General features: G+C 59.5%; 12 protein-coding genes. 5 read left to right on the top strand and 7 right to left on the bottom strand.

Features of this window, described 5'->3' with window-relative positions; genetic code table 11:
* Positions 1-48 precede the first annotated feature (48 nt).
* The 5 genes from C9422_RS03355 to C9422_RS03335 form a co-directional block, all read right to left on the bottom strand.
* Positions 49-366, bottom strand: coding sequence for a DUF2388 domain-containing protein (locus C9422_RS03355; RefSeq protein WP_116579695.1), 318 nt, complete (start codon positions 364-366; stop codon positions 49-51).
* 68 nt (positions 367-434) lie between these two features.
* A complete protein-coding gene (locus C9422_RS03350) occupies positions 435-884 on the bottom strand; it encodes an NfeD family protein (RefSeq protein ID WP_116579694.1) in 450 nt (149 codons plus the stop codon).
* 8 nt (positions 885-892) lie between these two features.
* Complete coding sequence (locus tag C9422_RS03345) at positions 893-1813, bottom strand: SPFH domain-containing protein (protein WP_116579693.1); 921 nt, start codon at positions 1811-1813, stop codon at positions 893-895.
* 84 nt (positions 1814-1897) lie between these two features.
* The gene (locus tag C9422_RS03340) at positions 1898-3682 is read right to left on the bottom strand and encodes a GspE/PulE family protein (RefSeq protein WP_116579692.1); all 1785 of its coding nucleotides are present in this window, start codon (positions 3680-3682) and stop codon (positions 1898-1900) included.
* Positions 3683-3772: 90 nt separating this feature from the next.
* The gene (locus C9422_RS03335) at positions 3773-4111 is read right to left on the bottom strand and encodes a hypothetical protein (protein ID WP_116579691.1); all 339 of its coding nucleotides are present in this window, start codon (positions 4109-4111) and stop codon (positions 3773-3775) included.
* Between the two features lie 126 nt (positions 4112-4237).
* On the opposite strand from C9422_RS03335, the gene C9422_RS03330 reads away from it, so the two are divergent.
* Positions 4238-4702, top strand: coding sequence for an Lrp/AsnC family transcriptional regulator (locus tag C9422_RS03330; protein ID WP_008015415.1), 465 nt, complete (start codon positions 4238-4240; stop codon positions 4700-4702).
* Between the two features lie 108 nt (positions 4703-4810).
* On the opposite strand, the gene C9422_RS03320 is transcribed toward C9422_RS03330, so the two are convergent.
* Positions 4811-6178 carry an inorganic triphosphatase gene (locus C9422_RS03320; protein ID WP_116579689.1) on the bottom strand — a complete coding sequence of 456 codons (1368 nt, stop codon included), beginning with the start codon at positions 6176-6178 and terminating at the stop codon, positions 4811-4813.
* A 157-nt stretch (positions 6179-6335) separates the two neighbouring features.
* Between C9422_RS03320 and argE the strand changes: the two genes are divergently transcribed.
* Together argE and argA are read left to right on the top strand one after the other, a co-directional pair.
* Complete coding sequence (gene argE / locus C9422_RS03315; RefSeq protein WP_116579688.1) at positions 6336-7496, top strand: acetylornithine deacetylase; 1161 nt, start codon at positions 6336-6338, stop codon at positions 7494-7496.
* 244 nt (positions 7497-7740) lie between these two features.
* A complete protein-coding gene (argA, locus tag C9422_RS03310; RefSeq protein ID WP_007978929.1) occupies positions 7741-9039 on the top strand; it encodes an amino-acid N-acetyltransferase in 1299 nt (432 codons plus the stop codon).
* A gap of 115 nt (positions 9040-9154) precedes the next feature.
* On the opposite strand, the gene tauA is transcribed toward argA, so the two are convergent.
* Positions 9155-10138 carry a taurine ABC transporter substrate-binding protein gene (tauA, locus tag C9422_RS03305; protein ID WP_371924675.1) on the bottom strand — a complete coding sequence of 328 codons (984 nt, stop codon included), beginning with the start codon at positions 10136-10138 and terminating at the stop codon, positions 9155-9157.
* 371 nt (positions 10139-10509) lie between these two features.
* Here tauA and C9422_RS03295 point away from each other — a divergent pair, with 371 nt between their 5' ends.
* Complete coding sequence (locus tag C9422_RS03295; RefSeq protein ID WP_116579685.1) at positions 10510-11850, top strand: OprD family outer membrane porin; 1341 nt, start codon at positions 10510-10512, stop codon at positions 11848-11850.
* A 412-nt stretch (positions 11851-12262) separates the two neighbouring features.
* Positions 12263-13603, top strand: coding sequence for an OprD family porin (locus C9422_RS03290; RefSeq protein WP_007976339.1), 1341 nt, complete (start codon positions 12263-12265; stop codon positions 13601-13603).
* Positions 13604-13684: the final 81 nt, after the last annotated feature.

The raw sequence follows: 13684 nt of genomic DNA, 5'->3' as shown, positions 1-13684 counted from the left end.
GGGCAAAAAAATGCCGCTCAAATGAGCGGCATTTTTCATTCGCAACGCTTATTCAGACGCCACGGCATTCTTCGCCAGGATCGCATTCGCCAGTTCCATGTCCGAGGCTTGCAGGCCCGGGTTTTCGGCGCGGACTTTCTGCATGGCCGCTTCCAGGTACGGACCACGGATGCTGCCGTCGCTGGCGACGAAGCTGCTGGCATCGTCCTGGGCCGCGACCACCAGTTTGTGATCCTTGGATGTCAGATAGCTCGAACCGGTGGTTGCACCGGACGTAAGAACGTTACGCCAAAAAGTATCGGCCATCGCCGAACCGACAGGCAGGGACAACAGCGCGACGGTAGCGACAGCAAGTTTGAAACGCATGACAGGGTGACTCCACTGGGTTGACTACGCGGTTGGATTGCCAACCCCCAGTCGAGTTCCGTGGCCGCCTATTCCGTCGTTTCGACCAGCAGGATCGCGCCTTGCTGGCCGACCACCCGCACGCGGCTGCCAATGGCAGCGTCCGGCCCGCGGGCCATCCACACGCCGTCGGCCACCTTGATTTTGCCGCGACCGTCGACAATTGCTTCATGCACCACGAAGGTCTTGCCGATCAGTTCCTGACCACGCAGATTCAGGTGCGGCTGATCGCTCAGGCGAGTCGCCGTGCGCTGACGCCGCCACCAGTACAACGCGGTGGCGATCGACAGCAGGCCGAACAACAGGAACTGCCATTCCCACGACAGGCCCGGCAGGAGGAAGGTCAGAACGCCCACGGCAGCCGCTGCCATACCGATCCACAGCAGGTAGCCGCCGGCGCCGAACACTTCAAGAATCAACAGCACCGTGCCCAGCGCCAACCAGTCCCAGAACGAAAGATGCTGCAGAAATGCCCACATGGCGGGCCTCAGGCTTTCTTGTTATCGAAAGTGGCTTTGACGATTTCGCCAATGCCGCCCACCGCGCCGATCATCGAACTGGCCTCCAGCGGCATCAGGATCACTTTGCTGTTGTTGGCCGAAGCCAACTTGCCCAGCGCATCGATGTACTTTTGCGCCACGAAGTAATTGACCGCTTGTACGTTGCCACTGGCGATGGCTTCGGACACCACTTTGGTCGCCTGGGCTTCCGCCTCGGCTTGCCGCTCCCGGGCTTCGGACTCCAGGAAGGCGGCCTGTCGGCTGCCTTCGGCTTCGAGGATCTGCGCCTGCTTCTTGCCTTCGGCGGTCAGGATCGCTGCGGCACGCAGGCCTTCGGCCTCGAGGATCTGTGCACGTTTGATCCGTTCGGCTTTCATCTGCCCACTCATCGCCGCCATCAGGTCGGCGGGTGGGCTGATGTCCTTGATCTCGATCCGGGTGATCTTGATACCCCACGGCGCGGTCGCTTCATCGACGGTGCGCAGCAGTTTTTCGTTGATGCCGTCGCGCTGGCTGAGCATGGCGTCGAGTTCCATCGAGCCGAGCACCGTGCGGATGTTGGTTTGCAACAGGTTACGGATGGCGTGCTCGAGGTTGTTGACCTCGTAGGCGGCCTGGGCCGTGTTGACCACCTGGAAGAAGCACACCGCGTCGATTTGCACCGTGGCGTTGTCGGCGGTGATGACTTCCTGTGGCGGAATATCCAGCACGCTTTCCATCACATTCATCTTGCGACCGATGCGGTCCATGACCGGAACGATGACGTTCAGCCCGGGCTTGAGCGTGTTGGTGTAGCGCCCGAAACGTTCGACGGTCCATTCAAAACCCTGGGGCACGACCTTGAAGCCCATGAACAGAATGGCGACCACCAGGCCGACAAAAAGCAAAAGCACACTACCGATCTGCATAACGATTCCTTGTTGATGTGTGGATCTGTGGAGTAGCAATCGCTGGAGTGTAGCGGTGCCGATGGCGGATAAGAACAGCAGGGTTCAGTTCTGCTCGCTCTGGGGCGTCACGCGCAGAACCTCCTCGATGGTCGTCAGCCCGGCGGCGACCTTTTGTGCCCCCGACAGCCGCAGGCTGCGCATGCCTTCCTTGAATGCCTGGCGTCGCACGGCCAGCAGATCGGTATCGGGACTGATCAACGCCTTGATGCCATCGCTGAGTTGCATGATTTCGTAGACCCCGGCACGGCCGCGATAACCGGTATCGCGGCATTCCACGCAACCGACGGCACGCTGGGCATTGCCTGGCAGCGGGGCCTGCCAGGGGCGGGTCAGGGTTTGCCAATCGTCTTCGCTCAGCGCCAGTGGCGCCTTGCAATGCGGGCACAGGGTTCGTACCAGTCGCTGGGCCATGACGCCAAGCACCGTGGCCTTGATCAGGTAATGCGGCACGCCGAGTTCCAGCAGACGGCTGATGGCGCCGGGCGCATCGTTGGTGTGCAGGGTCGACAGCACCAGGTGCCCGGTGAGCGCCGCCTGGATCGCCATCTCCGCGGTTTCGAGGTCGCGGATCTCGCCGATCATGATGATGTCCGGGTCTTGTCGCATCAGCGCACGCACGCCGGCGGCGAAGGTCAGGTCGATATTGTGCTGGACCTGCATCTGGTTGAAGGCCGGCTCGACCATTTCAATCGGGTCTTCGATGGTGCAGAGGTTGACCTCCGGCGTCGCCAGTTTTTTCAGGGTGGTGTAGAGGGTGGTGGTCTTGCCCGACCCCGTCGGCCCGGTGACGAGGATGATGCCGTGGGGCTGGCGGGTCATGTCCTGCCAGCGGCGCAGGTCGTCGGTGGAGAAACCGAGTTGGTCGAAGTCCTTGAGCAGGACGTCCGGGTCGAAGATCCGCATGACCATTTTTTCGCCGAAGGCGGTGGGCAGTGTCGACAAACGCAATTCAACTTCGCCGCCGTCCGGGGTCTTGGTTTTCACCCGGCCGTCCTGGGGTTTGCGTTTCTCCGCGACGTTCATGCGCCCCAGGGTTTTCAGGCGACTGACGATGGCCATGGTGACCTGGGGCGGGAATTGATAGACGTTGTGCAGCACGCCGTCGATGCGAAAGCGCACCGTGCCTTGCTCGCGACGGGGCTCGATGTGGATGTCGCTGGCGCGTTGCTGGAACGCGTACTGGAACAGCCAGTCGACGATGTTGACGATGTGGGCATCGTTGGCGTCCGGCTCCTGGTCGCTGGCGCCGAGGTTGAGCAACTGTTCGAAATTGCCGAGGGTGCTGACGTGCGGGTCGGCGCTGTTGGCCCCGGTGACCGATTTGGCCAGGCGGAAAAATTCGACGCTGAAGCGCTGGATGTCCACCGGGTTGGCCACCACGCGCTTGATCGGCAATTTGAGCACGTGGGTCAGGTCTGCCTCCCAGCCGCTGACATAAGGCTGGGCGCTGGCCACGGTCACCGCATCACGGTCGATCGCTACGGCGAGGATCTTGTGACGCTGGGCGAAGGCATAGGACATCAGCGGGGTCACGGCCGCGACGTTGATTTTCAACGGATCGATGCGCAGATAAGGCTGTCCGGCCTGCCGGGATAGCCACAGGGTCAGGCTTTCCAGGTCCAGCAGTTTGCCGGGGCGGCTGAGGTCGCCCAACTGTTGGCTGGCAATGAACTCCAGCGGATGCATTTGGCCATGGGTAGCGTTGCGGCGGCGGGCATTGAGCGCGTGTTCGGCCGAATCCTGGCTGATAAAGCCCTGCGCGACCAGTTCGCGCAGCACATCATTGAGATCCAGCCAGCGGTCCTGAAAGGCGAGTTGTACGGACATGCGGGCTCCTTTTGAACGACAGTGCGCAAAGGATAGCCGTGGCCCGGCTGACCGCTGGGCCACTACCCGACGAAGCCGTTTCGGCGTTTTTCAGCCCGCCGCCTGTATCGTTTCGGCCCAGGCAGAGTCAGCTGCTTGCAGCTCTACTGAGCAGACGCAGATCAGGTTACGAAGTTTTTCCGCTATCACTTGCGCGCGGTGCCAGCTCAAACCGTCGATGACGATCTCGATGGTCAGCCAGTCCTCCTGGCGCTGCACGTTGACCTGTTCCGGCGTGAGCAATTGCAAGGCAAACAGATTGAGGGCGCGACACAGCAGGTCCGGTTCGGCCTCGGCCCGCATTTGATAGTGAACACGGCAATGGGCATTGCTGACGTTCCAGACATCGGCACGGGCAGGTGAGGTGTTCACGGCTTCGAGATACGGCATGGTCAGGCTCCAGAAATACTGGAGAAATATTTACATCCTGTGTCGGGTATTTCTTCTCTATGATTGGCCAAATGGTAGGAATGCAGACTTAATCAATTCACATATTGAGAGATTAAAGGTTTTTTTATGCAGAGCGAACTGGACAGCTACGACCGCAAGATCCTCGCCTTGCTGCAAGAGGACGCTTCGCTCTCTAGCGCGCAGATCGCCGAGCAGGTAGGTCTTTCGCAATCGCCTTGCTGGCGACGTATTCAGCGGATGAAAGAGGAGGGCATCATTCGCGGCCAGGTGACCTTGCTCGACCGCAAGAAAATCGGCCTGAACACGCAGATTTTTGCGGAGGTGAAACTCAATGCCCACGGGCGTTCGAACTTCACCGAATTCACCGAGGCGATTCGCGGTTTTCCGGAAGTGCTGGAGTGTTATGTGCTGATGGGGGCGGTGGATTTTCTGCTGCGGATTGTCACGGCGGACATCGAGGCGTACGAGCGCTTCTTCTTCGAGAAGCTGTCGATGGTGCCGGGGATTCAGGAGGTCAACTCGATCGTGGCGTTGTCGGAGATCAAGTCGACTACCAGTTTGCCGGTCTGATGTTTTGTGGTGAATGTACGGGCCTCTTCGCGGGCAAGCCCGCTCCCACAGGGGATTTGTGTCGATCACAGATCCAGTGTGGGAGCGGGCTTGCTCGCGAAGGCGGTATTACAGACGCAGCAACATCTTCCAGGCACGGTTCTGATACACCGCAATCGCCTGCTGCTTGCGCGCATCCAGGACTTCATCGGTGATCGATTCGTTGGCCAGTTGCGCCAGTTTGTTCAGCTCACCGTACAGGCGATCCATTTCCGGGATCTCCAGCACGTTACGCGCATGGTGCAGCCAGACCTGGATGCGTTCGATGCGCGGCAGTTGCTCGGCCAGGTCTTCCGGTTGTTGCTGATAGCGTTGCAATTGCAGCGAGTTGGCTTCCTCGCCCAGCAGGCGTGGCAACCAGCTGCCCAGTTGCGCAGCGCCCTGGCGATTGCCACGGGTGTTGCGGTCGGCAGCCCAGGTGCGGGCCAGCATCCAGCGTGAGGTGGTCAATGAGAACAGGCCCCAGCGCGGGTCTTCGAGTTCTTCAAGGAACTGCTCGGGCGCGGCTTTGCGCACGTCTTCATCGTCCAGGCCGGCCTGGACCAGTGGACGCCAGTCTTCCAGCAAGGCATCAAGGGCGATGCGCAGATCGTGAGTGGACTGACGGGGTGCGGCTTGACCCAGGCTGCTGATCAGCGCGCGCATTTCGGCCAGGCACTCGACCCAGTCCTGCAACAGGCGCCAGTGACCGTTGAAGCGATACTGCTCGGCCAGGCGCTGGCTGCTGCCGAGCAAGTGCCAGCTCAGTGCGGCGAATGCGTCGTCCAGCGGCGTTTCGGCCGTGATCTGCGGCGCCGGCAGGCTCAATGAATAGCTGTGGGCGTCGTACAGGCGATAACCGCGCTCGGCCTTGCTGATATCGCATGGCATCAGCGCCAGTTTCTCGGCCAGCTCGGCGGCCAACTCCAGCAATGCGGCTGGCTCGCCTTCGCGCAGCTCAAGTTCCAGCTCGCAGATTTCTTCTTTCTGCTTGCCGACCACGACGTGGCCGAGGTCCAGGGCGGCTTCGATGACCACCTTGGTCTTGCCGCGGCCCCAGGCGATTTCCGCGCGTTCGCGGACGAAGTCGGTGGTGAAGATCGGCTTCAGGGTTTTTTTGTCCAGTCCGGCCAGTTCCTCGGGCCAGCATTCGCCGTCGAGTTTCTTCAGGTCGAGCTTGGCTTTGGGCAGGTTCCAGTCGTACTCGTTACGCACCGACAAACCGGCGACGCTCTGGCCACGGGTCTTGAGGGTCTGGATCACTTCGTCGCCATCCTTGCGCAGGCGCAGGGCGACTTTGGCCTGGGCCAGGTCGCGCTCGGGCGTGTCGAAGTACTGGTTCATCAACTCACGGCGTTCCCAGCCACTTTTGTTGCGTTTTTTCAGTAAGGGGTGCTCGCGCAGGGCGGCGAGGGTTTCGCGGCTGACGCGGAGTTTGATTTCGGTTTCTTTCTGCATGGCCGGAAAATCCAGGATCGGGAGCGCAGCCGGGGGAATGTGTGGCTGCCAAGGTCGTGCAGTGTACAGGACTCAAGGTTAGTACGCGCCGAGACGGTTTATTCCTGTCATCGGTTGGTTCTATGATGAACCTCAATTCGGGTGCCGGGAGTCAGCGATGCCATTGCCGTCGATGAAAGAACAGTTCGCTGCGCTGATCGCCGCGCCGTCCGTCAGTTGTACCCAACCCAGGCTCGATCAAAGCAACCGCCCGGTCATCGATCTGCTGGCGACGTGGCTCGGAGAGCTGGGTTTTACCTGCGAGATCCAGCAGGTCAACCCCGGCAAGTTCAACCTGCTGGCCAGTTTCGGTTCCGGCCCCGGCGGCCTGGTGCTGGCTGGGCACAGTGATACCGTGCCGTTCGATGGTGCGTTGTGGCAAACCGACCCGCTGAAACTGACGGAAGTCGACGGTCGTTGGGTCGGCCTGGGCAGTTGCGACATGAAGGGCTTTTTCGCCCTGGCGATCGAGGCGGTCATACCGCTGCTCGATCAGCCGTTCAAACAGCCGTTGCTGATTCTCGCCACCTGCGATGAAGAAAGCTCGATGTCCGGTGCCCGCGCGCTGGCCGAAGCGGGGCGGCCGCTGGGGCGGGCGGCGGTGATCGGCGAGCCGACCGGGCTCAAGCCGATCCGCATGCACAAAGGCATCATGATGGAGCGCATCGACATCCTCGGGCAGAGCGGTCACTCTTCAGACCCGCGCCTGGGTCACAGCGCCCTGGAGGCCATGCACGATGCCATCGGCGAACTGCGTGGCCTGCGCTTGTTATGGCAGCGTGAATTCCGCAATCCACAGTTTGGCGTGCCGACCCCAACGATGAACTTCGGCTGCATCCATGGCGGCGACAATCCCAACCGCATCTGCGGCCAGTGTTCGCTGGAATTCGATTTGCGGCCGTTGCCCGGCATGGACCCCAAGGTCCTGCGCGCCGAGATCCTGCAGAAGCTCAAGCCGGTTGCCGAGCGGCATCAGGTCAAGATCGATTACGCGCCGCTGTTCCCCGACGTGCCGTCGTTCGAGCAGGCCGAAGACGCCGAGCTGGTGCGCATTGCCGAAAAGCTTACCGGTCATAGCGCCGAAGCAGTGGCGTTCGGCACCGAAGCACCTTATCTTCAGCGCCTTGGCTGTGAAACGCTGGTGCTTGGCCCGGGTGATATCGCTTGTGCCCATCAGCCGGGGGAATACCTCGAAATGTCACGTTTGCAGCCTACGGTGCATCTATTAAGGCAGCTGATCGAACACTATTGCCTGACACCGGCCACGCAACCCTTGTAGGAGCTGCCGAAGGCTGCGATCTTTTGATCTTTGGTTTTAGAATCAAGAACAAAAGATCGCCCGAGCGCGGACCGAGCCTTCGGCAGCTCCTACAGGGGGGCGCGATTAAATTGCCAGTTTCCAAACCCGTATTCATGAGGAGAGCGCGCGTGTCGCCAAGCCTGTTCCGACGATAACCATCAGCCCGCTGTGCGTTTTCAGTTTCGCCCTTTTTTCGGCTGCTATTTATTACAGGCCCAGGTTCATGCCCGAATACGTCAATTGGCTTCGTCACGCTTCGCCTTACATCAACGCCCACCGCGATTGCACCTTTGTCGTCATGCTGCCCGGCGACGGCGTTGAACACCCGAACTTCGGCAATATCGTCCACGACCTGGTGCTGTTGCACAGCCTGGGCGTGCGCCTGGTGCTGGTCCACGGCTCCCGGCCGCAAATCGAAGCGCGCCTCGCGGCCCGTGGCCTGACCCCGCATTACCATCACGGCATGCGCATCACCGATGCCGCGACCCTGGAGTGCGTGATCGACGCGGTCGGCCAGTTGCGCATTGCCATTGAGGCTCGCCTGTCGATGGACATGGCTTCGTCGCCCATGCAGGGCTCGCGCCTGCGGGTGGCCAGCGGCAACCTGGTGACGGCACGGCCGATCGGCGTGCTTGAAGGCGTCGACTATCACCATACCGGCGAAGTGCGCCGGGTCGACCGCAAGGGCATCAACCGTCTGCTGGACGAGCGCTCCATCGTGCTGTTGTCGCCGCTGGGCTATTCACCGACCGGTGAAATTTTCAACCTGGCCTGCGAGGACGTCGCGACTCGCGCGGCCATCGACCTGGGCGCGGACAAGTTGCTGCTGTTCGGCGCCGACCTGGGCCTGATCGACGAACACGGGCGCCTGGTGCGCGAACTGCGTCCGCAGCAAGTGCCGGCGCATCTGCAACGGTTGGGCAGCAACTATCAGGCAGAATTGTTGGATGCCGCTGCCGAAGCTTGCCGTGGCGGCGTGGCCCGCAGCCATATCGTCAGTTACGCCGAAGACGGTGCGTTGCTGACCGAGCTGTTCACTCGCGACGGTGGCGGCACCCTTGTGGCCCAGGAACAGTTCGAAGTGGTACGTGAAGCGGCCATTGAAGACGTCGGTGGTTTGTTGGATTTGATCAGTCCGCTGGAAGAGCAGGGCATCCTGGTGCGCCGTTCCCGCGAGGTGCTGGAGCGCGAAATCGAGCAGTTCAGTGTGGTTGAGCGCGAAGGCATGATCATCGCCTGTGCGGCGCTGTATCAGATCGCCGATTCGGACGCGGGTGAACTCGCGTGTCTGGCGGTGAACCCGGAGTACCGCCATGGCGGTCGCGGTGATGAGCTGCTGGAGCGTATTGAAACCCGCGCGCGGGCTCAGGGATTGAAAACCTTGTTCGTCCTCACCACCCGCACCGCGCACTGGTTCCGCGAGCGTGGTTTCGAACCCAGCAGCGTCGACCGGCTGCCGTCGGCGCGGGCGTCGCTGTACAACTATCAGCGTAATTCGAAGATCTTCGAAAAAGCCCTTTGAGGCTTTCGCTTTTGTGGCGAGGGTGCTTGCTCCCGCTGGAGGCCGAAGGACTCCCCATTAGGGCCGCTACGCGGCCCAGCGGGAGCAAGCTCCCTCGCCACAGGTTTTCAGTGGGTTACTCGGTGACAAACTTCGCGCTGACATACGGCGAATAATCCGGCAGCACCGTCTCCACCTTCCCTTGCTCCTTCAGGAATTTCGCCGTCTCGCCAATGGCCTTGGCCGTGCCGCCGTCCAGCAGCGCGGTGCTCTGTTGCGCCTTGGCATCCGGGAATGCGGAACCAGCCAGTAACTCCGGCACGTCGGCGGCGTTAGCGCCGGTCAGTTTGGCGATTTTCTGAACGGGCTCCGAGTCGACCGTCCAGTTGGCTTTATGCGCTGCGTAATCAGCAAAGGAGTCGAGGGTGACCTTGGCGAATTTGGCTACCACCTCCGGGTGCTTCTCTGCGTAATCCTTGCGCGCTACCCAGACCTCAAAGGTTGGCGCGCCCCATTGGCCGACCTGCGCTGCGTCGGTCAGGGTCTTGCCAGTCTTGCGAATTTCCCCCAGTGCGGGCGACCAGACAAACGCTCCGTCAATATCGCCGCGCTTCCAGGCAGCGGCAATTTCTGCTGGCTGCAGGTTCACCACTTTGACTTTCGAGCCGTCCAGGCCCCAGTGCTTCAGCGCACCGAGCAGGCTGTAGTGGGAGGTTGAAACGAAAGGCGTGGCGATGGTCTTTCCGATCAGATCTTGCGGTTTTTCGATGCCGCTGCCGTTGCGCACCACCAGCGCTTCGGCGGCATTGATCTGGGCCGAGACGATGAACGCGACGATCGGCAGGTTGCGCGAAGCCGCAGCGGCCAGCGGACTGGAGCCGAGATTGCCGATTTGCACATCGCCCGACGCAATCGCCGTGACCACTTCCGGGCCGCTGTTGAAGCGTCGCCAGTCGATGGGCTGGCCGATGGTTTTTTCATAAAGACCATCGGCCTGGGGGACTTTGCTGGGGTCGATTCCGGTTTGATAACCGACGGTGAGGTTCGCCGCCTGAGCGGTGAAGGAAAATGCGAGCGATACACAAACTGTAACAATTGATCCGGATAGTGCGCGTTTGATCGTCATGGGGCCGCCTTTCGGTAAAGGATTTGTTTCCGAATTGCGTCAAAAACTAAACGATCTAAAAAAGTAAAAATAAATACCGATTAGGAATTAGCTTATGGTCCAAACCCTCTATTCTGGGGTAATTGGCGGTCGGGGGAGCTAAATTCCTAAACGGTATTAGAAAAGAATCGAGTAATTCTTTTCAGGTTCATGACGAATTCATGACCCTGCAGGGACCAAAAAACCGGGGGTTAGACTATGGTCGTAGACACATATGGTTACGATTGACTTATGGGTCATGGTCTGGCGCTAATCGCGCATCTTAGGATTTCGGGCGTCGACTCGAGACCAGGAATACAAGAATTAGAATCGAGAGGAGCTTCACAATGAACAAGTCCACCTTGGCTTTGGCCGTGGCCGTAGGGGTAGTTGCGCAGCAGGCAGGCGCTGCAGGTTTCCTGGAAGACAGCAAGGCTTCCATCAGCTCTCGCACCATGTATTACGACGCCGATATGCGTGAAGGTCCGAGTACTGCTGCCAACCGTCAGCGCGAAACCGCCGAGGGTCTCAAGTTCGATTACCTGTCCGGTTTCACCCAGGGTACGGTAGGTTTTGGTATCGACGCCCAGGCTCTGGTGGGTATCCACCTGGATGGCGGCAAGGGGCATCACCCGACCGGTAACGCCAACTCGTTCTTCCCGAGCGATGGCGATAAGTCGGCCGACGAATGGAGCCGTCTGGATGGCAACGTCAAGGCTCGCTTCTCGAAGACTGAAGCCCACCTGGGTGGCGCTCTGGCACCTAACCTGCCAATCCTGATCGCGAACGACAGCCGTCTGCTGCCGCAGACCTTTGAAGGTGGCACCATCTCCTCCAAAGAAATCGACAACGTGACCTTCAACTTTGGTCAGCTGGAGCACGCGTCGGGTCGCGCCTCCTCGAACTCCACTGGCCTGTCTGTGGCTGGCGCTACTCAGGACAGCAACAAGTTCCTCTACGGCGGTGCTGACTGGAAGGTCACCAAAGACCTCACGCTGCAGTACTACTATGCGAACCTGGAAGACTTCTACAAGCAGAACTTCCTCGGCCTGGTGCACGTCTACCCGATCGCGGCCAATCAGTCGTTCAAGACCGATATCCGTTATTTCGACAGCAGCTCCGATGGCAAGAACGGCGACCCCGGCTATCAATTCAACAACAACAATGGCTTTGCCAAAGAAAAGGGCGTGGTCGATAACAAGACCTGGAGCGCCATGTTCACCTATACCCTGGGTGGCCACGCGTTCCTGCTCGGGCATCAGCGTGTCAACGATGACGGCGGCTTTGTGTTCTTGAACCAGGGCAGCCTTATCGATGATAAGGGTCGTCAAGAAGGTGCCGGCGGCGCCAGCTTCTACTCGTTTACCGATGCCACGGTTGGCAGCTTTATCCGTGCCGGTGAAAACACCACCTTCGGTCAGTATTCCTATGACTTCGCCTCCCTGGGTGTACCAGGGTTGAAAGCTTCGATTGGTTACTTGAATGGCCAGGACATCAAGGCTACCAACGGTGTTGGTAAAGACCTGAGCGAGCACGAGACTGACGCGCGTGTGGACTACGTGATTCAAACCGGTGCCCTGAAAGGGTTTGGTACGACGCTGCGTCACGGTACCTACCGTGGCAACACCAGCACTCTTGATCAAGACCAGACCCGTCTGATCTTCAACTACACCTACAGCTTCATGTAAGGGCTGCAAGAAAAAGCCCCGTCCGTTGGCGGGGCTTTTTTTCGTATCGAGCTTTATATTCCAAAAACAAAGATGCTATTTCTTTTTTATTCTTTTTAGTTTTTTAATCCGCACACTAAAGTGCGCCTGTCCGACACTCATCCCTGAGATCGGATTTGGCAGTTTCGTCCCTCGACAATTGATCAGGTTCAGGAATCGGCCTTGCCGCCGATACCTCGGTTCTGCCGTGGAATTCCATATTCCACAATGCTATTAAAAGCGTTTAAAAAATTCTTTTTGGCTTTAAGGCCATGTATCCTGCGGCCCGCCAAACGACCGACCTAGACGGTTTGCCGCGAATTTATGCATTCAGGATCCCGGGCAATCGATTCGGGACCAGGAACATCAGAACTAGAAACGAGAGGAGCGAAACATGAACAAGTCCACCTTGGCCATGGCTGTGGCCGTCGGGGTATTGGCCCAGCAGGCAAACGCCGCGGGTTTCATTGAAGACAGCAAGGCAACGTTGGGGCTGCGTAACTTCTATATCAACACCGACTACCGCGACGGTACCGGTCCCAACAAAAACGAAGAGTGGGGCCAAGGCTTCGATCTGCGTTTCATCTCCGGTTACACCCAAGGCACCGTCGGTTTCGGTATCGATGCGATCGGCCTGTTGGGCGTCAAGCTGGATTCGGGCGGCGGCACCAACGGCGCCACGGCGACCTCTTACGGTGGCACGGTTTTCCCGAGCAAATCCAATGGCGAGGCGGTAGATGATTTCTCCAGCCTGGGCCTCACCGCCAAAGCCAAGGTTTCCCAGACTGAACTGAAGCTGGGCACCCTGCAGCCGAAAAACCCGGTGATCGTGACCAACGATGGTCGCCTGCTGCCGCAAACCTGGCAGGGTGGCCAGATCACTTCCGCCGAGATCAAGGACCTGTCGCTGGTCGGTGGTCAGATCGAAGCCGTTAAAGGCCGTAACTCCAGCAACAACGATCAAATGTCGATTTCCGGTGCGAACACTCGCGGTACCAAGTTCCGCGACAGCAACAAGTTCATCTATGCCGGTGGCGACTACAAGATCACCAAGGACCTGACGGCCCAGTACTACTACGGCAAGCTGGAAGAGTTCTACAAGCAGCACTTCCTGGGTCTGGTTCACAACTGGGCAATCGGCCCGGGCGTATTGAAGTCGGATTTCCGTTATTTCAACAGCTCTGATGATGGTGCCAACGGTCACGACCCGCTGTACTACACCACTGGCAATTACAACGCGCCAAACGGTAAAGGCAAGGTCGACAACAACCTGTACAGCGGCCTGTTCCTGTATTCGGTTGCCGGTCATACCTTCGGTGGCGGTTACCAGGTCAGCAATGGCAGCAGCGACTTCCCTTGGCTGAACCAGGGTGACGGTTCGTCGAACTACACCATCACCGATTCGCAAATCCAGAAGTTCGGCCGTGCCGGCGAGAAAACCTGGCAAGCACGTTACTCGTTCGACTTCGCCAAGGTCGGTGTGCCTGGCCTGACCGCGGGTCTGGTGTACCTGCACGGCGACAACATCGATACCGTCAACGCCAAGGGTGGCCAGGCGGCCAACGGTGCTTCCGAGTGGGAGCGTGACCTGAGTGTTGCCTACGTGGTGCAGGAAGGTCCGTTGAAGAATCTGGGCCTGGCGTGGAAAAACGCGACCTGGCGCACCGACCTGCCGAACACCCGTTCGCAGGACGAAAACCGCCTGATCGTCAGCTACTCGATCCCGCTGTTGTAATAGCGCTCGCGTAACCGATGCAAACAAAAAAGCCCCGCCCGGTATTGCACCGGGCGGGGCTTTTACATGTTCAGGACGGGT

The organism is Pseudomonas sp. B1(2018) (assembly GCF_003097365.1).
GTDB classification, from domain to species: Bacteria; Pseudomonadota; Gammaproteobacteria; order Pseudomonadales; family Pseudomonadaceae; genus Aquipseudomonas; species Aquipseudomonas laurylsulfatiphila.
This window is presented reverse-complemented; position numbering and strand designations above follow the sequence as displayed.